Source organism: Streptococcus oralis subsp. oralis, assembly GCF_002096595.1.
Classification (GTDB): domain Bacteria; phylum Bacillota; class Bacilli; order Lactobacillales; family Streptococcaceae; genus Streptococcus; species Streptococcus oralis_D.
This window is the reverse complement of sequence record NZ_NCUR01000008.1, coordinates 25257-46017: the sequence shown is the minus strand read 5'-3', so window position 1 is coordinate 46017 and position 20761 is coordinate 25257. Positions and strand designations below refer to the sequence as shown.

20 protein-coding genes are annotated in these 20761 nt (G+C 42.2%); all 20 read left to right on the top strand.

What is annotated here, in order from left to right:
* Positions 1-6 precede the first annotated feature (6 nt).
* The 20 genes from B7714_RS01280 to B7714_RS01185 all read left to right on the top strand — a co-directional run bounded on the left by B7714_RS01280 (position 7) and on the right by B7714_RS01185 (position 20725).
* Positions 7-1173 carry a MalY/PatB family protein gene (locus B7714_RS01280; RefSeq protein ID WP_084859419.1) on the top strand — a complete coding sequence of 389 codons (1167 nt, stop codon included), beginning with the start codon at positions 7-9 and terminating at the stop codon, positions 1171-1173.
* A gap of 92 nt (positions 1174-1265) precedes the next feature.
* Positions 1266-4361 (top strand): pilus expression-regulating Snf2 family helicase, encoded by a 3096-nt coding sequence (locus tag B7714_RS01275; RefSeq protein ID WP_084859418.1) that lies wholly within the window; start codon positions 1266-1268, stop codon positions 4359-4361.
* Between the two features lie 47 nt (positions 4362-4408).
* Complete coding sequence (gene zapJ / locus B7714_RS01270; protein ID WP_084859417.1) at positions 4409-5020, top strand: divisome accessory protein ZapJ; 612 nt, start codon at positions 4409-4411, stop codon at positions 5018-5020.
* 11 nt (positions 5021-5031) lie between these two features.
* A complete protein-coding gene (gene murC, locus B7714_RS01265) occupies positions 5032-6366 on the top strand; it encodes a UDP-N-acetylmuramate--L-alanine ligase (RefSeq protein ID WP_084859416.1) in 1335 nt (444 codons plus the stop codon).
* Between the two features lie 9 nt (positions 6367-6375).
* Positions 6376-6843: a GNAT family N-acetyltransferase gene (locus B7714_RS01260; protein WP_084859415.1), complete on the top strand. Its 468-nt coding sequence runs from the start codon at positions 6376-6378 to the stop codon at positions 6841-6843.
* Entirely contained in the window at positions 6840-7343 is a 504-nt protein-coding gene (locus tag B7714_RS01255) for a GNAT family N-acetyltransferase (RefSeq protein ID WP_084859414.1), read from the top strand. The genes B7714_RS01260 and B7714_RS01255 overlap by 4 nt, the downstream gene beginning before the upstream one ends.
* Positions 7344-7417: 74 nt before the next feature.
* Entirely contained in the window at positions 7418-9169 is a 1752-nt protein-coding gene (gene mltG, locus B7714_RS01250) for an endolytic transglycosylase MltG (RefSeq protein WP_084859413.1), read from the top strand.
* A 62-nt stretch (positions 9170-9231) separates the two neighbouring features.
* Complete coding sequence (gene greA, locus B7714_RS01245) at positions 9232-9714, top strand: transcription elongation factor GreA (protein WP_000818765.1); 483 nt, start codon at positions 9232-9234, stop codon at positions 9712-9714.
* A 76-nt stretch (positions 9715-9790) separates the two neighbouring features.
* Positions 9791-11155, top strand: coding sequence for an amino acid permease (locus B7714_RS01240; RefSeq protein WP_162284790.1), 1365 nt, complete (start codon positions 9791-9793; stop codon positions 11153-11155).
* Positions 11156-11254: 99 nt separating this feature from the next.
* Positions 11255-11665 carry a GNAT family N-acetyltransferase gene (locus tag B7714_RS01235; protein ID WP_084859412.1) on the top strand — a complete coding sequence of 137 codons (411 nt, stop codon included), beginning with the start codon at positions 11255-11257 and terminating at the stop codon, positions 11663-11665.
* A gap of 198 nt (positions 11666-11863) precedes the next feature.
* A complete protein-coding gene (locus B7714_RS01230) occupies positions 11864-12073 on the top strand; it encodes a helix-turn-helix transcriptional regulator (protein ID WP_001107501.1) in 210 nt (69 codons plus the stop codon).
* Complete coding sequence (locus tag B7714_RS01225; RefSeq protein WP_084859411.1) at positions 12063-12551, top strand: DUF6773 family protein; 489 nt, start codon at positions 12063-12065, stop codon at positions 12549-12551. Before B7714_RS01230 ends, B7714_RS01225 begins: the two co-directional genes overlap by 11 nt.
* 116 nt (positions 12552-12667) lie before the next feature.
* Entirely contained in the window at positions 12668-14128 is a 1461-nt protein-coding gene (locus tag B7714_RS01220; RefSeq protein WP_084859410.1) for a nicotinate phosphoribosyltransferase, read from the top strand.
* The gene (gene nadE, locus B7714_RS01215; RefSeq protein WP_084859409.1) at positions 14125-14949 is read left to right on the top strand and encodes an ammonia-dependent NAD(+) synthetase; all 825 of its coding nucleotides are present in this window, start codon (positions 14125-14127) and stop codon (positions 14947-14949) included. The genes B7714_RS01220 and nadE overlap by 4 nt, the downstream gene beginning before the upstream one ends.
* A 155-nt stretch (positions 14950-15104) precedes the next feature.
* A complete protein-coding gene (locus tag B7714_RS01210; RefSeq protein ID WP_000643826.1) occupies positions 15105-15656 on the top strand; it encodes a GNAT family N-acetyltransferase in 552 nt (183 codons plus the stop codon).
* 163 nt (positions 15657-15819) lie between these two features.
* Positions 15820-16530: a thiol-disulfide oxidoreductase-associated membrane protein CcdA2 gene (ccdA2, locus tag B7714_RS01205; RefSeq protein ID WP_084859408.1), complete on the top strand. Its 711-nt coding sequence runs from the start codon at positions 15820-15822 to the stop codon at positions 16528-16530.
* A gap of 13 nt (positions 16531-16543) precedes the next feature.
* A complete protein-coding gene (locus tag B7714_RS01200) occupies positions 16544-17107 on the top strand; it encodes a redoxin family protein (protein ID WP_000759262.1) in 564 nt (187 codons plus the stop codon).
* A gap of 9 nt (positions 17108-17116) precedes the next feature.
* Positions 17117-18229 (top strand): peptide-methionine (R)-S-oxide reductase MsrB, encoded by a 1113-nt coding sequence (gene msrB, locus B7714_RS01195; RefSeq protein WP_000998586.1) that lies wholly within the window; start codon positions 17117-17119, stop codon positions 18227-18229.
* A gap of 70 nt (positions 18230-18299) precedes the next feature.
* On the top strand, positions 18300-19037 hold the full coding sequence (locus tag B7714_RS01190) for a response regulator transcription factor (RefSeq protein ID WP_084859407.1): 738 nt from the start codon (positions 18300-18302) through the stop codon (positions 19035-19037).
* A complete protein-coding gene (locus B7714_RS01185) occupies positions 19034-20725 on the top strand; it encodes a cache domain-containing sensor histidine kinase (RefSeq protein ID WP_084859406.1) in 1692 nt (563 codons plus the stop codon). Before B7714_RS01190 ends, B7714_RS01185 begins: the two co-directional genes overlap by 4 nt.
* Positions 20726-20761: the final 36 nt, after the last annotated feature.

Genomic DNA, 20761 nt, shown 5'->3' with positions numbered 1-20761 from the left:
ATAGATATGGGAAAATATGATTTTACAAGCCTGCCCAATCGTTTTGGGCACCATACCTATAAATGGAAAGAATCAGAAGCTGATCGCGAAGTTCTACCAGCCTGGATAGCAGATATGGACTTTGTGGTTTTGCCTGAAGTTCGACAAGCTGTACAAGCCTACGCAGATCAGTTGGTCTATGGCTATACCTATGCTAGTGATGCTTTGATTGAGTCGGTTCAGGACTGGGAAGCCAGTCAACACGGGTATCACTTTGACAAGGATGCCCTCGTCTTTATCGAGGGAGTGGTACCAGCTATTTCAACAGCTATTCAAGCCTTTACAAAAGAAGGAGAGGCGGTTCTGATTAACACACCGGTCTATCCACCTTTTGCCCGCAGTGTCAAACTGAACAATCGCAGATTGATTACCAATTCTTTGGTGGAAAAGGATGGGCTGTTTGAGATTGACTTTGACCAGTTGGAGAAGGAATTGGTGGAAGAGGATGTGAAGCTTTATATCCTTTGCAATCCCCATAATCCTGGGGGCCGTGTTTGGGAAAAGGAAGTATTGGAAAAGATTGGAACTCTCTGCCAAAAACATGGTGTATTGTTGGTTTCGGATGAAATTCACCAAGATTTGGCCCTCTTTGGTCACAAACACCAGTCATTCAACACCATTGATCCAGCTTTTAAAGACTTTGCCCTTATCTTGAGTAGTGCCACTAAGACCTTTAATATTGCTGGGACCAAGAATTCCTATGCAGTTATTGAAAATCCAAAGCTTTGTGTGGCTTTCCAAAAACGCCAGTTGGCCAATAACCAGCATGAAATCTCAGGCTTGGGGTATTTGGCGACAGAAGCTGCCTACCGTTATGGTAAGGACTGGTTAGGAGAGTTAAAAGAAGTCATCGAGGACCACATTAACTATGTAGTGGATATTTTGGGCAACGAAACCAAGATTAAGGTCATGAAACCACAAGGTACCTACTTGATCTGGCTTGATTTTTCAGCCTATGATCTAACGGATGACCGCTTGCAAGAGCTTTTGAAGAATGAAGCCAAGGTTATCTTGAACCGAGGTTTGGACTTTGGGGAGGAGGGAACTCTTCATGCCCGCCTCAATGTAGCTATGCCGAAGTCCGTACTGGAAGAGGTTTGCCAACGCATCGTGATCACTTTTGCTACACTTTAAAAATCCAGCCTTCTAGGAGAAAAGTCTTACTAGAAGGCTATTTTCGTAGGGGAAAATGTGGTATAATGAAAAGATAAGATAAAGGGGTAACTATGGCTAAATTGATTCCGGGGAAGTTGCGCATGGAGGGTGTTACACTCTATGAAACAGGCAACATTGAGATTATCAAGGAAAAAGGGAATCGCCTCTATACTCGTGTGGCGGGAGAAGACTTGCGCTACAGTTTAGAGGATGATCTGGTTTTTTGTGCTTGCTATTTTTTCCAAAAAAGAGGTTACTGTGTTCACCTCGCAGCGCTCGAGCATTATCTGAAAAATGATGAAGAAGGCCAGGTGATTTTACAAGCCTTAGAAAAAGGACATGAAGAGCAAGAAGAGGTCGAAACCAAGGTTAGTTTTGGCGGTAGTTTTTTGGAGCGTATCCAACCTCAGAAGCGAGAAAAAATCTACACTTTGTCGGCTCAAGGCCAGGTGGAAGCTGGGACCAATCGCCTCCTTTGGACTCTCCGAATCGGTTTGCTTGAGAGTCAAAAATATTATGTCATTCGTGATATCCCTCTCTTTTTGAAGGTCTTGGTCCATCGAAAGCCATATATGATTGGGAAACACTATGAAAATGACTTGTCTTGGGATGCCTTTGATACAGCTAGTCAAGAAGTTCTTACTTTTTTATGTGGCTTAATTGAGGAGGGACTGAGTCAAGACCTCTTTTTCCCCAATCAAGGTCGTCACCTCTTTTCCCCTCTGACCTTTTTTGAGCAGGGGGTAGAGTTGCTGATGAACTTGGAGGATTTTCATTTTGAACACCAGATCGATAGTTATGAAAATCTTCTTTTTCATGATTTAGATCCAGAAGCAAACCTTTTCTCTTTTTCCGTGAAGGAGTATCCCGATTATTTTGAGATGGAGATTTCTGAGACTGAGCGAGTCAACGTATTCTATGGGGGAGCGGTTCTCTTTCGTAAGGGGAATCTTTATCTCTTAAATCCCAAACAAATCAGCCTACTAAAGGAAATCAAGGAGCTTCCTCAGGAGGAAAGAGGGAGAAAATGCCTCCAGTTTGACAACAGTGATCGTGATCGTCTGGCCGCCTGTCTTCCTTTATTTGGACAGCTGGGTATAGTTTCTGCTCCTGAGCGCTTGCAAATCAGACCCTTTTCACCAATCTTTTACTTTGATAGGGAGGATGACGGCCGCATCCGTTTGGATATCCAGTTTGACTATGGAGATGTTAAGGTGACTAGTCGTCAACAGCTGGAACAATTATCTTTTTCAAGCGATGCCGTCTTGGAAAATCAGCTATTTCAAGTCTGTTTAGGGGCTGGTTTTGAGGCTGATTTTCAGTCTTGGAGACAGGCTTTGAAGCCAGAGGCAGTTTATTCTTTCTTTCACCATACGATTCCAGCTTTTGAGAAGTTGGGTCAGGTTTTCTTGTCTGATGAGATAAATCAGCTCTACAGTGTCCAAGCTCCTCAGGTTCAGATTGAGTCCAAGGGAGGACTGTTGGAGATTCAGTTTGATTTCCAAGGGATTGCCCAAGAAGAGATTGATCAAGCTCTTAAAGCCCTGACCAGCAATCAGGATTTCTATATTAGTTCTTCTGATCAAGTGTACTTTTTTGATGAGGAAACCAAGCAGATTCGCCAAAATTTGCAGGAACTGGGGGTTGAGCTAAAAGATGGTTCTTTTCAAGCTCGAAAATCCCTAGCTTATAGCCTTTCTCAGCTTTTTGAAGGTCGAGACAGGATTTCCTTCTCGGAAGAATTTCAGCATTTAGCTCATGATTTGACCCATCCAGAGGACTTTTCTTTGGGAGATATACGAGTTCAGACGAGTTTGAGAGACTACCAGGAAAAGGGTGTTCGTTGGCTCCAGATGCTTCATCACTATGGCTTTGGTGGCATTCTGGCAGATGATATGGGACTGGGAAAAACTTTGCAAACTATCGCTTTTTTGACTAGTCAGGTGACAGAAGATAGTCGGGTTTTGATTTTAGCTCCGTCAGGTTTAATCTACAATTGGTCAGATGAATTCAGGAAATTTGCCCCACAGTTGGATTTGGCTGTCGTGCATGGTTTGAAAGCGAATCGAGAAGCAATTCTTTCTGAAAATCACCAAATCTATGTGACTAGCTATGCCACCTTTCGTCAAGACAGCGAACTTTATCAAGAGATGGCTTTTGATTTTCTCTTTTTAGATGAAGCCCAGGTCATGAAAAATGCACAGACTAAGATTGCTCAGAGTTTGCGCCAGTTTGTGGTGCCGGCGGTCTTTGCTTTGTCAGGTACGCCTATCGAAAACCATTTGGGAGAGTTGTGGTCTATCTTTCAAATTGTGCTTCCGGGGCTCTTACCTAACAAGAAGGAGTTTATGAAATTACCGGCTGACCGGGTCGCGCAGTTTATCAAGCCCTTCGTCATGAGGCGTAAGAAAGAAGAAGTCCTTACAGAACTGCCTGACCTGATCGAAGTCGTCTATAAAAATGAACTGGAAGATCAGCAGAAGGCCATCTATCTCGCCCAGTTGCAACAGATGCGAGACCGACTATCCCAAGTGACAGATCAAGAATTCCAGAGAAGTCGGGTAGAAATTTTATCTGGTCTCATGCGTTTGCGCCAGATCTGCGATACGCCAGCTCTCTTTATGGACGATTACCAAGGAGCTAGTGGTAAATTGGATAGTCTTCGAGATTTATTGCTACAAGTGGCTGCTGGTGGGCATCGGGTCTTGATTTTCTCCCAGTTCAAAGGAATGTTGGAAAGAATCGAGCAAGAACTCCCAGACTTGGACTTGACTTCTTTCAAAATCACAGGCTCAACTCCTGCTCAAGACAGACAGGAGATGACTAAGGCCTTTAACCAAGGGGAGAGAGATGCCTTTCTCATCTCCCTTAAGGCGGGTGGTGTTGGTCTCAATTTAACGGGAGCTGATACGGTTATTTTGGTTGACCTCTGGTGGAATCCCGCTGTCGAAGCTCAGGCTATCGGACGAGCCCACCGCATGGGGCAGGAGCAGATGGTCGAGGTCTATCGTTTGATTACTAAGGGAACCATTGAAGAAAAAATCCAGGAGCTTCAAGAACAAAAGAAACATTTGGTTTCCCAAGTTTTAGATGGTACGGAGTCGCGTGCGAGTCTCAGTCTGGCAGAAATTCGTGAAATTTTGGGAATTTCTGAAGCCAGCACTTGAAAAATCAAGACAATACGCTATAATGAAGTGTTGAAAGGAAATACAAAATGAAACAAGATCGATTTCCATTGGTGTCAGATGATGAGATCATGCTGACCAAAATGCCAGTCATGGACTTGTACGATGAGTCAGACTTTATTAGCAATATCAAAGGTGATTACCGCGATAAGAACTATTTGGATTGGTCTCCTATCAATGAGGAAGAAACTGTAGTTTCTCCAGTGGTTAATAAGGAGTCAAAGCCAAACCCAGAACCTAAAAAAGTTGAAAAAACGTATGCTGAATTGGCTCGAGAAGAGGCGCGTGCGGATTTGAAGAAGAAACGTTCAGCCAAGTATTTGACTCAGGATGTTAGTCATACCAGACGACACAATGGTTCAACACTTGTTCGTCAAGGAAACCAACCAACAGCACCATTTCAAAAGGAAAATCCAGGTGAGTTTGCCAAATTTAGTAAAAACTTGAGCCAGTCCCACTATATCTTAGCTGAGGAGGTTGGCCAAGCGGCGAATCCAACTCCGAAAAACCAAACGGAAAAAGCTAAAAAGAACAACTATGATTTTCTAAAGAAGAGTCAAATCTATAATAAAAAGAATAAGCAAACAGAACAGGAACGTCAGGTTGCCCAAGAGTTGAATCTGACAAGAATTACTGAGTAGGGGAGAAAAGCATGTCAAAAACATATCATTTTATTGGAATCAAGGGATCAGGGATGAGTGCCTTGGCCTTGATGTTGCACCAAATGGGACATAAGGTTCAAGGTTCAGACGTTGATAAATACTACTTTACTCAACGTGGACTAGAGCAGGCAGGGATTGCGATTCTTCCTTTTGATGAAAAGAATCTACAAGGTGATGTAGAGATTATCGCGGGGAATGCCTTCCGTCCAGATAATAACGTTGAAATCGCCTATGCAGATCAAAATGGTATCAGCTACAAACGTTATCACGAATTCCTAGGTAGCTTTATGCGCGACTTTGTCAGCATGGGAGTGGCAGGAGCACATGGAAAAACTTCAACAACAGGTATGCTGTCACACGTCTTGTCTCACATCACAGATACCAGCTTCTTGATTGGAGATGGGACAGGTCGTGGCTCAGCCAATGCCAAATATTTTGTCTTTGAATCAGACGAATATGAGCGTCACTTCATGCCTTACCACCCAGAATACTCTATCATCACCAACATTGACTTTGACCATCCAGACTATTTTACAAGTCTAGAGGACGTTTTCAATGCCTTTAACGACTATGCCAAACAAATTACCAAAGGTTTGTTTGTATACGGTGAGGATGCTGAGTTGCGTAAGATCACAGCCAATGCGCCAATCTATTACTATGGATTTGAAACTGAGGACAATGACTTTGTAGCTAGTGATCTCCTTCGCTCTACGACTGGATCAACCTTCACCGTTCATTTCCGTGGACAAGAATTGGGTCAATTCCACATTCCAACCTTTGGTCGTCACAATATCATGAATGCGACAGCTGTTATCGGATTGCTTTACACAGCAGGTTTTGATTTGAACTTAGTGCGTGAACACTTGAAAACATTTGCAGGTGTTAAGCGTCGTTTCACTGAAAAAATTGTCAATGATACAGTGATTATTGATGACTTTGCCCACCATCCAACAGAAATCATTGCAACCTTGGATGCAGCTCGTCAGAAATATCCAAGCAAGGAAATCGTGGCAATCTTCCAACCGCATACCTTTACAAGAACCATTGCCTTGTTGGACGAATTTGCCCATGCATTGAATCAAGCAGACGCCGTCTACCTAGCGCAAATCTATGGATCAGCACGTGAGGTGGACCATGGTGATGTCAAAGTAGAAGACTTAGCCAATAAAATTAACAAGAAACACCAGGTTATTACTGTTGAAAATGTTTCTCCACTCCTAGACCATGATAATGCTGTTTATGTCTTTATGGGTGCAGGAGACATCCAAACCTATGAATATTCATTTGAACGTCTCTTGTCTAACTTGACAAGCAACGTCCAATAAGGAAAACAGATGGAAATTCCAATCACTATAAGGCAAGCTACCTTATCAGATTTAGAAGAAATGTTGGCGATTGAAGAAGCCAATCCTTCATCAGAAGAGTCACTTAGCCGCCAATCTTTAGAAGAGAGTATCCGCAAGACTGCGGGTACCTTTCTTGTAGCTGGGGATGAAAATCAGCTCGTGGGCTATGTTTTGGGAGAAGCTCAGTCTATTCATCCCAAATGGATAGAAGTAAAATCCTTGACCATTCATCCTGACCATCGGGGACAGGGGCTGGGAACTCTTCTTCTTGCGGCCTTGAAACAGGTGACAGTCGAACTAGATTATCAAGGTATTCTTTTGCAGAGTCCTGATGAACTACTATCTTATTTTGAAATGAATGGCTTTGTTGAAGAAAAAGTGACAGAGAGTCATTATGGCAGTGGTTCTGAATGGTATCTGACTTGGGCTAATCCCTTTTATCAGGAGGAAATATGAAAATCAGACAAGCGAGATTTTCAGATTTAGATCGGATTATAGAGATAGAGCTAGAGAATTTCTCCCTTGAAGAAGCGATTCCTCGTTCGGTCTTTGAGGCGCATTTACGTGAAATTCAGACCAGTTTTCTCGTAGCTGAAAAAGAGGGGCGTATTCTTGGTTATATCGAAGGTCCAGTCGTCCCACACCGCTATCTACATGATCAGTCCTTTACAGAAGAAATAAAAGACTATAGCCATCAACCTGGAGGTTATATTTCTGTGACTTGCCTATCTATTGCCAAGGAAGCACAAGCTTTGGGAGTTGGGAAGAGACTATTAAAGACTCTGAAAGAGGTCGCTTTAGAACATGAACGAGAGGGCATTAATCTGACGTGTCATGACTACCTTATCGCCTATTACGAAAAACATGGTTTTGTTAATGAAGGAGTATCCCAGTCAAGCTTTGCTGGGGAAACATGGTATGATATGGTTTGGCAGCCAGAAAATAAAGAAAACTAGCTAGGGAATGCCCTAGTTAGTTGCTTTTCTGCGACTTTTAAGATATAATATTAGGGATTGTCAACAAGGAGGTAATGCTTTTGACTGAAAAATCAAGAGAAGAAGAAAAATTAAGCTTTAAAGAGCAGATTCTACGTGATTTAGAAAGAGTAAAAGAACAAGATAAAAGAGAGAAAGAAGTAGAGATTCCAAATCTGACGGCTTCATCATCTCCAGCTAGTTCAGCAACTCCTTCAGATCTTGAACCAGAAACGTCAACAGAAGAGTTGATGGCTGATTCCCTATCTGTTGTCGATAAAATCCTAAAGAATGCACCAAGTGTTCCTCCACTTTCAAGTGCTAGAACTGATGAAACGGATGGACAAGAAGAGAAAGAGATTAGACAGCCAATCATTGATAAGATTGAAGTTGTAGAATCTGAAGAACCTCTAGTAGAGCCGATTCATATGGCTGAAGAACCTGTAGTGGAACCTGTTCAACCTAAGGTAGAACCAGTTGAGCTTAAACCCGAAGAAAAAGAATTTAACGATACTCCGACTAAGGTTGCCGTAACCTATAAAACAGAAGACAAGAAAGAGGAAATCACCCCAGGAATGCCTGAAAGAGTTGAGCCTGTTTCTACAGAATCTAGCAGTGGATTAGCTGATGCTCCACGTCGTAGTCGTCGTCAAGGTGCAACATCAACTAAGAAAAAGAAAAAATCAAAAGCTAAAGGTTGCCTATTAACAGTTCTAGTTCTCCTATTACTCGTTGCAGTTGGTGGTTACTTTGGTTATGGTTACGTTCAAGATTCTTTGAAACCTGTGGATGCGAGCTCTAAGGACTATGTAACGGTTCAAATCCCAGACGGTGCAAACGTTCAAGAAATTGGAAGCACCTTGGAAAAATCTGGTTTGGTTAAACATGGACTTATCTTTAGTCTTTATGCTAAATACTATAGCCATGCTAACTTGAAGTCAGGTTATTACAACTTGAAGAAGAGTATGAGTACGGATGAGTTGATTCAAGAATTGGAAAAAGGTGGGACTCCTGAAGCTCAGGCACCTGTTCTTGCAAACTTGACAATTCCAGAAGGCTATACATTAGAGCAAATCGCTCAAACAGTAGGACAACTTCAAGGTGAATTTAAAGAACCTCTTACTGCGGATGCTTTCTTGGCAAAAGTTCAAGACGAGACCTTTATCTCACAATTAGTAGCCAAGTATCCAAACTTACTTGGAAGTCTTCCAACAAAAGACAGTGGTGTTCGTTATCGTCTTGAAGGTTACCTTTTCCCAGCGACCTATACAATCAAAGACAGTACAACTGTTGAAAGTTTGATTGATGAGATGGTGGCTGCTATGGATAAGGCTATGTCACCATATTACGCTACGATCAAAGAAAAGAATCTGACAGTTAATGAATTGCTCAGCATTGCTTCTCTTGTCGAAAAAGAAGGAGCTAAGACCGAAGACCGCAAGAAAATCGCAGGTGTCTTCTATAACCGCTTGAATGCCGGTATGCCACTTCAAAGTAATATCGCTATCCTATATGCTCAAGGAAAACTTGGTCAAAAGATTAGTTTAGCAGATGACGCTGGAATTGATACAACGATTGATTCACCATACAATGTTTACACACACCTTGGCCTCATGCCTGGACCGGTTGATAGCCCAAGTTCGGATGCGATTGAAGCAAGTGTAAACCAGACAAAGAGTGAGTACTTGTACTTTGTAGCCAATGTTGAAGACGGTAAAGTATACTTTGCGACAACAAAAGAAGAACATGATCAAAACGTTGCAGAGCATATCAATAGCAAGTTACCTCAAGCAAGTAGTTCAAACTAAAATTATGTGGTTTTCCACATAATTTTGTTTTAAAAAAGTAAATAGAAAAGAAAGTTAAAAAAATGGCAGAAAAAACTTACCCAATGACCCTTGAAGAAAAGGAAAAACTAGAAAAAGAATTAGAGGAGTTGAAACTCGTCCGTCGTCCTGAAGTCGTAGAGCGTATCAAGATTGCTCGTTCCTATGGAGACCTTTCAGAAAATAGTGAGTATGAAGCAGCGAAAGATGAACAAGCTTTTGTTGAAGGTCAAATTTCAAGTCTAGAAACAAAAATTCGCTATGCTGAAATTGTTAATAGCGATGCAGTTGCCCAAGATGAGGTAGCAATCGGTAAAACAGTAACAATCCAAGAAGTCGGTGAAGACGAAGAAGAGGTCTACATCATCGTCGGTTCTGCAGGTGCAGATGCTTTTGCTGGTAAAGTCTCAAATGAAAGTCCGATTGGCCGTGCTTTGATTGGCAAGAAGACTGGTGATACTGCAACGATTGAAACACCAGTTGGTAGCTATGATGTCAAAATCTTAAAGGTTGAAAAAACAGCCTAAATAGGATGAAAAAGGAGTAGTGAAGGTTTTGCCTTGCTCAACTCCTTTTTGGTTTTTTGGATAAAAAGGAGACTATATGAGTGAAAATAAGAAGAAAAACAAAATGGAGCGTGGTTTAACCAATCGTCATGTTCAGGTGATGGCCATTGCGGGAACAATCGGAACTGGACTTTTCCTAGGTGCTGGTCGCTCTATCAGCCTTACAGGACCTTCTATCATCTTGATTTACATGATTACAGGAGCCTTTATGTTTTTGATGATGAGGGCTGTTGGGGAGATGCTGTATCAGGATCCAGAACAGCATACCTTTATCAACTTTATCACCCGTCATTTGGGGAAAGGCTGGGGATATTTCTCAGTTTGGTCTTATTGGTTGTCAGTTGTCTTTATCGGTATGGCAGAAATCACAGCCATCTCAGACTATGTCCGCTTCTGGTTTCCCACATGGCCTAGCTGGATGATTCAGCTTGTCTTTTTAACGATTTTGGCTTTGGTCAATCTGATTGCGGTTAAGCTCTTTGGAGAAGTCGAGTTTTGGTTTGCTATGGTCAAGATTGTGGCGATTTTAGCCATGATTGCCACTGGGGTATTTATGGTTTTGACAGGCTTTAAGACACCGCATGGTGTTGCAAGCTTGGCAAATATCAGCGACCAGTTCTCTCTTTTTCCAAACGGAGTTATGAACTTTGTCATGGCCTTTCAAATGGTATTTTTTGCCTATCTGATGATTGAGTTTATCGGGGTGACAACTTCCGAAACAAAGAACCCTCGTCAGGTCTTGCCCAAAGCTGTTAAGGAAATTCCTCTCAGAATTATCTTCTTCTACGGAGGAGCTCTCATTGCGATTATGGCCATTATTCCTTGGTCTTATCTTAATTCTTCAGATTCTCCATTTGTAACGGTTTTTGAACTGGCAGGGATCAAGTGGGCAGCGGCTCTAATCAACTTTGTTGTCTTGACCTCAGCGGCGTCTGCGCTTAACTCAACTCTCTACTCAACAGGGAGACACTTATATCAGATTGCCCATGATTCGCCCAATCGTTTCTTAAAGACCATCAAGGTCGATACCCTTTCTCGTCACAATGTTCCACAAAATGCCATCATTGCCTCAGCGATCTTGATTGCTCTGGCAGCCTTTATCAACGTGCTACCAGGTGTTTCCGATGCTTTTGCTTTGATTACGGCGTCTTCATCAGGTGTTTACATAGCGATTTATATCTTGATTATGGTGGCCCATCTCAAATACCGCAAGTCACAAGATTTCATGGCTGATGGCTATCTCATGCCTCAGTATCGCTTGCTTAATCCCCTAACCATTCTCTTTTTTGTCTTTGTTTTTGTGACTCTCTTTTTGCAAGAGTCCACTTTCATGGGGGCAGTTGGTTCTGCTATCTGGATCCTTGTTTTTGGGATTTATAGTCAGTGGAAATTTAGAAAATAACTCATCAACTCATCAACTCTCTTTGGTGAGTTTTTCTAGTTTGACAGTCTATTGAAATAGGATTATAATCAAGCTGTAGTAGTTTATTAGGAGGTTTGGATGCACGTTAGATTGGAAAATAAGGAATCGCATAAAGCGCAAGAAATAGGGGACTTGATTCGTGCTTATAATCGTTCTAAAAGAGAAGAGGCTGAAAGCGAGCCACTGAACCTTTATGTCGAAGACGAAAAGGGCAATCTCATGGCAGGATTAGTAGCTGAGACTTTTGGAAACTGGCTGGAAATCGAGTATTTGTTTGTGAGAGAGGAATTACGGGGACAAGGAATCGGTTCGAAACTATTGCAGCAAGCGGAAAATGAAGCCAAGAATCGAAACTGTCGTTTCGCTTTTGTCAATACTTACCAGTTTCAAGCACCAGATTTTTATCTCAGCCATGGCTACAAGGAAGTATTTACCTTGCAAGACTATCCCTACACAGGGCAAAGATACTATTACCAAAAGGATTTGTGATCTAGACTTCTTTCCTTTGAAGAGGGGCTTAGCTAAGTAGCAAAAAAGAACGAATACTCTTTATCATGTAAGATGATAGAGAGTTTTTTGTTAATAAAATCTTACAAAATGACATTTATATATTGCATTAAGTTGGATATATGGTATAATATGTTTAAAAAGAAGCGCAACTTTTTAAAAATTATAAGGAGGAAACAAGTGGCTAAAAATTTAAAGTTAAAACTAGCTCGGGTGGAGCTTGATATGACACAGGGTGATTTGGCAGAAGCTGTAGGTGTTACTAGGCAGACTATAGGTCTGATTGAAGCTGGGAAATATAATCCTAGTCTCTCCCTCTGCCAGTCCATTTGCAGATGCTTAGGCAAAACGTTAGACCAACTATTTTGGGAGGAAGAAGATGAAAAATAGATTTTTTTATTATCAGTTATTAGACGAAAGAGAAGAACAACTGATGAATAAAGCAGGGACAGAGTCTTTTCATGTGTTTATCGGGCTCATTCTGCTAAGTTATTTGGTGGCTATATTAGCACCTGCTCTTTTTAATCCTGATATTCTTCTAGTTACCCTTCTTTTAGGAATTTTCTTCTTTTTCAATCGTGCACGACATCTTGGAGTGACCTACTATAGTCGTTTTCATTTTACGATTGGAGGGTGTTTGCTGGTAACTCTCGCTATTACGACTCTCTTGATGTTGCAAAATTATCAATTCAATATCGAAATTTATCAGCACAATCCTCTGAACGTTAAATACTTGTCTGCTTGGGCCATCACTTATCTGATTTACCTTCCTTGGGTTTTTATCGGCAATCTCGGGCTTAAAAGTTATGGTGAATGGGCTCAGAAAAAGTTTGAGCAAGATATGGATGAACTTGAGAGTATGGAATAGCTTGTTAACTTTTTATCCATCTCGGTAAAATGTGTTATAATAGTACTAATTTATCGGACGGTGTGAAAGTGGTAGAATACGTTCATACCTTTGTAAAGTAGGAAGAAGGAAAACAGATGTATCCAGATGATAGTTTGACATTGCACACGGACTTGTACCAGATTAACATGATGCAAGTTTACTTTGACCAAGGAATTCACAATAAGAAGGCGGTTTTTGAGGTTTACTTCCGCCAGCAACCTTTTCAGAACGGCTATGCGGTTTTTGCTGGTTTGGAAAGAATTGTACATTATCTTGAAGATTTGCGCTTTTCAGATAGCGATATTGACTACTTGGAGTCGCTTGGCTATCATGGAGAATTCTTGGACTACCTACGAAATCTCAAGTTAGAATTAACAGTTCGTTCCGCTCAGGAAGGGGACTTGGTTTTTGCTAATGAGCCGATTGTGCAGGTAGAAGGGCCTCTAGCCCAATGTCAATTAGTCGAAACAGCTCTCTTAAATATCGTTAATTTTCAAACCTTGATTGCGACCAAGTCTGCTCGTATTCGTTCGGTCATCGAAGATGAGCCTTTGATGGAGTTCGGGACACGTCGTGCGCAAGAAATGGATGCGGCTATCTGGGGAACACGCGCAGCCGTGATTGGTGGAGCCAACGGAACTAGCAACGTGCGAGCAGGGAAGCTTTTTGGCATTCCTGTCCTAGGAACCCATGCCCATGCTTTGGTACAAGTTTATGGAAATGACTATGAGGCCTTTAAGGCCTATGCTTCAACCCATCGTGACTGTGTCTTTCTAGTAGATACTTATGATACGCTTCGAATCGGTGTGCCAGCTGCCATTCAGGTAGCTCGTGAACTGGGAGACAAGATTAATTTTAAAGGCGTTCGTATCGACTCAGGGGATATTGCTTATATTTCCAAGAAAGTTCGCCAACAGTTAGATGAGGCTGGATATCCAGATGCCAAAATTTACGCTTCCAATGACCTCGATGAAAATACTATCCTCAACCTCAAGATGCAAAAAGCCAAGATTGATGTCTGGGGTGTGGGAACCAAGCTGATTACAGCCTATGATCAGCCAGCTCTTGGGGCGGTTTATAAGATTGTGGCTATCGAAGATGAGAATGGTCAGATGCGTAATACCATCAAACTGTCTAATAATGCTGAAAAAGTGTCTACGCCAGGTAAGAAACAGGTATGGCGCATTACTAGTCGTGAAAAAGGTAAGTCAGAAGGTGACTACATCACCTATGACGGTGTGGATGTGAGTGACATGACAGAAATCAAAATGTTCCATCCAACTTATACCTACATCAAAAAGACCGTTCGAAACTTTGATGCGGTTCCTCTCTTGGTGGATATTTTCAAAGTAGGAACATTAGTTTACAACTTGCCTAGTTTGACTGAGATTCAGGCCTATGCTCGCAAAGAATTTGACAAGCTTTGGGATGAGTATAAACGGGTACTAAATCCGCAGCACTATCCAGTAGATTTGGCGCGTGATATTTGGCAAGATAAGATGGACTTGATTGATAAGATGCGCAAGGAAGCCCTTGGTGAAGGAGAAGAAGAATGAGTTTGCAAGAGACCATAATCCAACAACTAGGTGTCAAGCCAGTGATTGATGCCCAGGAGGAAATTCGTCGTTCGATTGACTTCTTAAAGAGATACTTGAAAAAACACCCCTTCCTTAAAAGTTTTGTACTGGGGATTTCTGGAGGACAAGACTCAACCTTGGCAGGGCGCTTAGCACAATTAGCGATGGAAGAAATGCGAGCTGAGACAGGAGATGACAGCTACCAATTTATCGCTGTCCGCCTGCCATACGGAGTGCAAGCTGATGAAGCAGATGCTCAAAAAGCTCTTGCTTTCATCCAGCCAGATGTCAGCTTGGTTGTGAATATCAAGGAATCAGCTGATGCCATGGCAGCTGCAGTTGAAGCGACAGGAAGTCCAATGACAGATTTTAATAAAGGAAATATCAAGGCTCGTAGCCGTATGATCGCTCAATATGCGCTTGCTGGAGCCCATAGCGGAGCGGTCATTGGAACAGACCATGCTGCGGAAAATATCACAGGTTTCTTTACTAAGTTTGGTGACGGTGGTGCGGATATTCTTCCTCTTTATCGCCTCAATAAACGCCAAGGAAAACAACTCTTGAAGGAACTTGGTGCAGACCCTGCCCTTTATGAAAAAATCCCAACAGCAGATTTGGAAGAAGAAAAACCAGGTATTGCAGACGAAGTCGCACTTGGAGTCACTTACAATGAAATTGATGACTACCTAGAAGGCAAAACAATCAGCCCAGAAGCCCAAGCGACTATTGAAAACTGGTGGTACAAAGGCCAACACAAACGCCACTTACCAATCACCATATTTGATGACTTTTGGGAGTAAAAAGGTCCGGGGGACCTTTTTAGCCCGAGTCTAGAAACGGGAAAACGAGGAACCTCCAGTGGAGGTTTTTACCCTGAGCCTAGAAATGAGAAAGCTAAGAAGGTCCGGGGGACCTTTTTAGCTTGAGCCTTAAGCTTAGAAAGCGAGGTAACATTATGAAAGCAATCGGTACACAAATGTTACAGACAGAACGTTTAATCTTGAGAAGATTTGTGGAGAGTGATGCGGAAGCCATGTTTCAAAATTGGGCTTCGTCTCCTGAGAACCTGACCTATGTCACCTGGGATCCTCATCCTGATGTTGAAGTGACTCGGAACTCGATTCGAAATTGGGTTGCATCCTATACTAATCCCAACTATTACAAATGGGCGATTTGTCTCAAAGAAAATCCTGGGCAAGTGATAGGAGATATCAGCATCGTTGAGATGAATGAGAAAGATTCAAGTTGTGAAATTGGCTATATTTTAGGAAAAAATTATTGGGGTCGTGGTATGATGACGGAGGCCTTGAAAGCTGTGTTAGACTTTTGTTTTACTCAAGCAGGCTTTCAAAAAGTCAGAGCTCGTTACGCTAGTCTCAACCTAGCTTCAGGCCGTGTCATGGAAAAAGCGGGAATGTCTTATCTAAAAACCATTGCCAATGGTGTGGAGAGAAAAGACTACGTTGCGGACCTTATTTATTACCAGATAAGTAGGGAAGACAGGTGATTCTCTTTTCTGTTTCTACCAAAGTCAGACCTTGTCTGGCTTTTTTTGTACCAGATTTCTAAATAAACTGATTAAATTCCTATTTTTCCCTATCATTGTCCCTGTTTTTTCTTAGAGTTGGGAATTATAATAGACTTATCAAAAGAAAGAAGAGTGAAAAGATATGGACAATGTAATCTTTTTTATCAGTGTTTTTCTTGCTGGAATTCTTTCCTTCTTTTCTCCTTGTATCTTACCCTTGTTACCGGTCTATGCAGGGGTCTTGTTGGATGACAAAGATGGTACTCAGGCTTCTAGCGGAAAAATTTCAATCTCACTTGTTAGTTTAGTGCGAACTCTGGCCTTTATAGCGGGGATTTCTTTTATCTTTATCTTACTGGGCTATGGAGCTGGTTTTTTAGGCAATTTGCTGTATGCTTCTTGGTTTCAGTATGTGACGGGTACGGTTATCATTCTTTTGGGCTTACACCAGATGGAAGTCTTACATTTGCAGGGGCTCTACAAGGAAAAAAGGCTACAATTAAAGAGACAGGATCAAAACGCTAACGGCTATAGTCAGGCATTTTTACTGGGGTTGACCTTTAGTTTTGCTTGGACGCCATGTGTGGGGCCAGTTCTGGGGTCTGTTTTAGCCTTGGCGGCTTCAGGTGGTTCAGGTGCTTGGCAGGGAGCTGGTCTCATGTTGGTTTATACGCTGGGTTTGGCACTACCATTTTTGGTTCTAGCTCTCGCCTCCAGCTATGTTTTGAAACATTTCCGAAAACTCCATCCTTATCTCGGAACCCTCAAAAAAGTGGGTGGTTTCCTCATTATCGTGATGGGAATCTTGGTGCTTTTGGGAAATGCTTCCATTTTGACTACATTATTTGAATAGAGAGGAAAAAGAAATGAAAAAATGGCAAACATGTCTCCTTGGAGTAGGCTCAATCTGTTGCTTGGCAGCCTGTTCGGCTAAAAATATGTCAGACGAGTCTACTATGAAGGAGCAAACCAAAACAGAACAAGTCAGTTCGCAAACTGCCACCAAGGGTCAAGCAGTCGCTGATTTTGAATTGATGGGAGTAGATGGTAAGACTTATCGTTTATCTGACTACAAAGGCAAGAAAGTCTATCTCAAATTCTGGGCTTCTTGGTGTTCCATCTGTCTAGCTAGTCTTCCAGATACGGATGAAATTGCTAAGGATGCAGGTGATGACTATGTGGTCTTGACAGTGGTGTCTCCTGGTCACAAGGGAGAACAAACGGTAGCAGACTTTAAGAACTGGTACAAGGGATTGGATTATAAAAATTTACCGGTTTTAATTGATTCGTCAGGCAAACTTTTGGAAAGTTATGGTGTTCGTTCTTACCCGACTCAAGCCTTTATAGACAAGGAAGGCAAGCTGGTCAAAACGCAACCAGGTTTTATGGATAAGGATATGATTTTAAAAGAATTGAAAGAAATGGGGTAGAGAAAGGCTATGAATGATAAAGTAAAACTGTTTGTCTTGGCAGGGGTCATTCTCCTAGCCCTAACCGGTTTCTATTTTCTATTGATGCGAAATGCAGGGCAGACAGATAGCTCGCAAATTGAGAAAGCGTCAGTTAGCCAAGGAGGAAAAACAGTGAAAAAAACAGAAATTAGCAAAGACGCAGACTTGCACGAAATTTATCTAGCAGGGGGATGTTTCTGGGGAGTGGAGGAATACTTCTCACGCGTGCCTGGAGTGACAGATGCCGTTTCAGGCTATGCAAATGGTAGAGGGGAAACAACCAAGTACGAATTGATCAACCAAACAGGTCATGCGGAAACCGTCCATGTCACTTATGATGCTAATCAAATTTCCCTCAAAGAAATTCTTCTTCATTACTTCCGCATTATCAATCCAACCAGCAAAAATAAACAAGGAAATGATGTGGGGACCCAGTACCGTACTGGTGTTTATTACGCAGATGACAAGGATTTGGAAGTAATCAACCAAGTCTTTGATGAGGTGGCTAAAAAATATGACCAACCTCTGGCAGTTGAAAAGGAGGCCTTGAAGAATTTTGTGGTGGCTGAGGACTATCACCAAGACTACCTCAAGAAAAATCCAAATGGCTACTGTCATATCAATGTCAATCAGGCGGCCTATCCCGTCATCGATGCTAGCAAATATCCCAAACCAAGTGATGAAGAATTGAAAAAGACCTTGTCACCTGAGGAGTATGCAGTTACCCAGAAAAATCAAACAGAACGGGCTTTTTCAAACCGCTACTGGGATAAATTTGAATCTGGTATCTATGTGGATGTGGCAACTGGCGAACCCCTCTTTTCATCAAAGGACAAGTTTGAGTCTGGTTGCGGATGGCCTAGTTTCACCCAACCAATCAGCCCGGATGTTGCCACTTACAAGGAAGATAAGTCTTACAATATGACGCGCATGGAAGTAAGAAGCCGAGTTGGAGATTCTCACCTTGGCCATGTCTTTACAGATGGGCCTCAGGACAAGGGGGGCTTGCGCTACTGTATCAATAGTCTCTCTATCCGCTTTATTCCCAAAGACCAAATGGCAGAAAAAGGCTACGCTTATTTACTAGATTATGTTGATTAAGAGGGCTTTCCTAAGCACTTAGAGGAGAATTTTGCTATACTGATACTAGTAAGTGACAAAGGAGCAGAGCATGACCTACACAATCTTAATCGTAGAAGATGAGTATCTAGTAAGACAAGGCTTGACCAAGTTGGTCAATGTAGCAGCCTACGGTATGGAAATCATCGGTCAGGCTGAAAATGGAAGACAGGCTTGGGACTTGATTCAAAAGCAGGTTCCAGATATCATTTTAACCGATATCAACATGCCTCAGCTAAATGGCATCCAGTTGGCCAGTCTGGTACGAGAAACCTATCCTCAGGTTCACCTAGTTTTTTTGACAGGTTATGATGATTTTGATTATGCCTTGTCTGCTGTCAAACTCGGTGTCGATGACTATCTGCTCAAACCCTTTTCTCGTCAGGATATTGAGGAAATGTTGGGGAAAATCAAGCAAAAACTAGACAAGGAAGAAAAGGAAGAGCAGTTACAAGACTTACTGACCGATAAGTTTGAAGGAAACATAGCCCAGAAGATTCAGTCTCATCTAGCTGATAGCCAATTCAGTTTAAAGAGCTTGGCAAGTGACTTGGGTTTTAGTTCGACTTATCTGAGCTCCTTGATTAAGAAAGAGTTGGGTCTACCTTTTCAGGATTATTTGGTGCGAGAGCGTGTCAAACAAGCCAAGCTCTTGCTTCTGACCACAGATTTAAAGATTTACCAGATAGCTGAAAAGGTTGGTTTTGAAGATATGAACTACTTTACCCAACGCTTTAAACAGATTGCAGGTGTGACGCCTCGTCAGTTTAAGAAGGGGGAAGGCCGATGAAGCGTTCTTCTCTCCTAGTCAGAATGGTTATTTCCATCTTTCTAGTATTTCTTATTCTCCTGGCTGTGGTTGGGACTTTCTACTATCAATCTAGTTCTTCAGCCATTGAGGCTACCATTGAAGGCAATAGTCAAACGACTATCAGTCAAACTAGCCACTTTATCCAGTCTTATATCAAAAAATTAGAAACCACCTCTACCAGTTTGACCCAGCAGAAGGATGTCCTAACCTATACTGAGAATCCCAGTCAAGACAAGGTCAAGGAAATCCGAGATCTGTTTTTGACCATCTTAAAGGCAGATCAGGATTTGAAAACGGTGTTGTTGGTAACCAAATCTGGTCAGGTTATTTCCACTGATGACAGTGTGCAGATGAAAACCTCCTCAGATATGATGACTGAGGATTGGTACCAAAAGGCCATTCATCAGGGAGCTAATCCTGTTTTGACGCCAGCTCGTAAATCAGACAGCCAGTGGGTCATTTCAGTCACTCAGGAACTTGTTGATGCAAAGGGAGCTAATTTGGGTGTGCTTCGCTTGGATATTTCCTATGAAACTCTGGAAGCCTATCTCAACCAACTCCAGTTAGGTCAGCAGGGGTTTGCCTTTATCATCAATGAAAAGCATGAATATGTTTACCATCCTCAACACACAGTTTATAGTTCGTCTAGCGAAATGGAGGCCATGAAACCCTATATTGAGACAGGGCAGGGTTATACTCCAGACCACCAATCCTATGTGAGTCAGGAACAGATTGCAGGAACAGATTGGACGGTTATAGGCGTATCTTCGTTGGAGAAGTTAGACCAGGTTCGGAGTCAACTCATGTGGACCTTACTTGCTGCTAGTACCTTATCTCTTCTTGCCTGTCTCTGCTTGGTGTGGTTTAGTCTCAAACGCTGGATTGCCCCTTTGAAGGATTTGAGAGAAACCATGCTGGAAATTGCTTCTGGTACACAAAATCTTCGTGCTAAAGAAGCTGGTGCCTATGAACTGAGAGAAGTGACTCGCCAGTTTAATGCCATGTTGGATCAGATTGATCAGCTGATGGCAGATGTGCGCAGGCAGGAAGAAGCGACCCGGCAGTATGAACTTCAAGCCTTGTCAAGCCAGATTAACCCTCATTTCCTCTACAACACTTTGGACACTATCATCTGGATGGCTGAATTTCAGGATAGTCAGCGAGTGGTTCAGGTGACCAAGTCCTTGGCAACCTATTTCCGCTTGGCGCTCAATCAAGGAAAGGATTTGATTTCTCTTTCTGATGAAATCAATCATGTCCGCCAGTATCTCTTTATCCAGAAACAACGTTATGGGGATAAGCTGGAGTATGAAATTGCTGAAGAACCTGACTTTGATAACCTAGTCTTGCCCAAGTTGGTGTTGCAACCTCTTGTAGAAAATGCTCTTTACCATGGTATTAAGGAGAAGGAAGGTCAGGGCCATATTAAAGTTTCTGTTCAGAGACAGGATACAGGGCTTGTCATCCGCATTGAGGATGATGGTGTTGGTTTCCAAGCTGCTGGCGATAGTAGTCAAAGTCAGCTCAAACGTGGGGGAGTTGGCCTACAAAATGTCAACCAACGACTCAAACTTCATTTTGGAGACAATTACAAGATGAAGATTGATTCTGTACCTTCAAAAGGGACGACAGTTGAAATATACCTCAATAAAATAGCAGATAGCTAACTCCCAGTCAATTCTGGGAGTTTTGCTTTTAAAAAT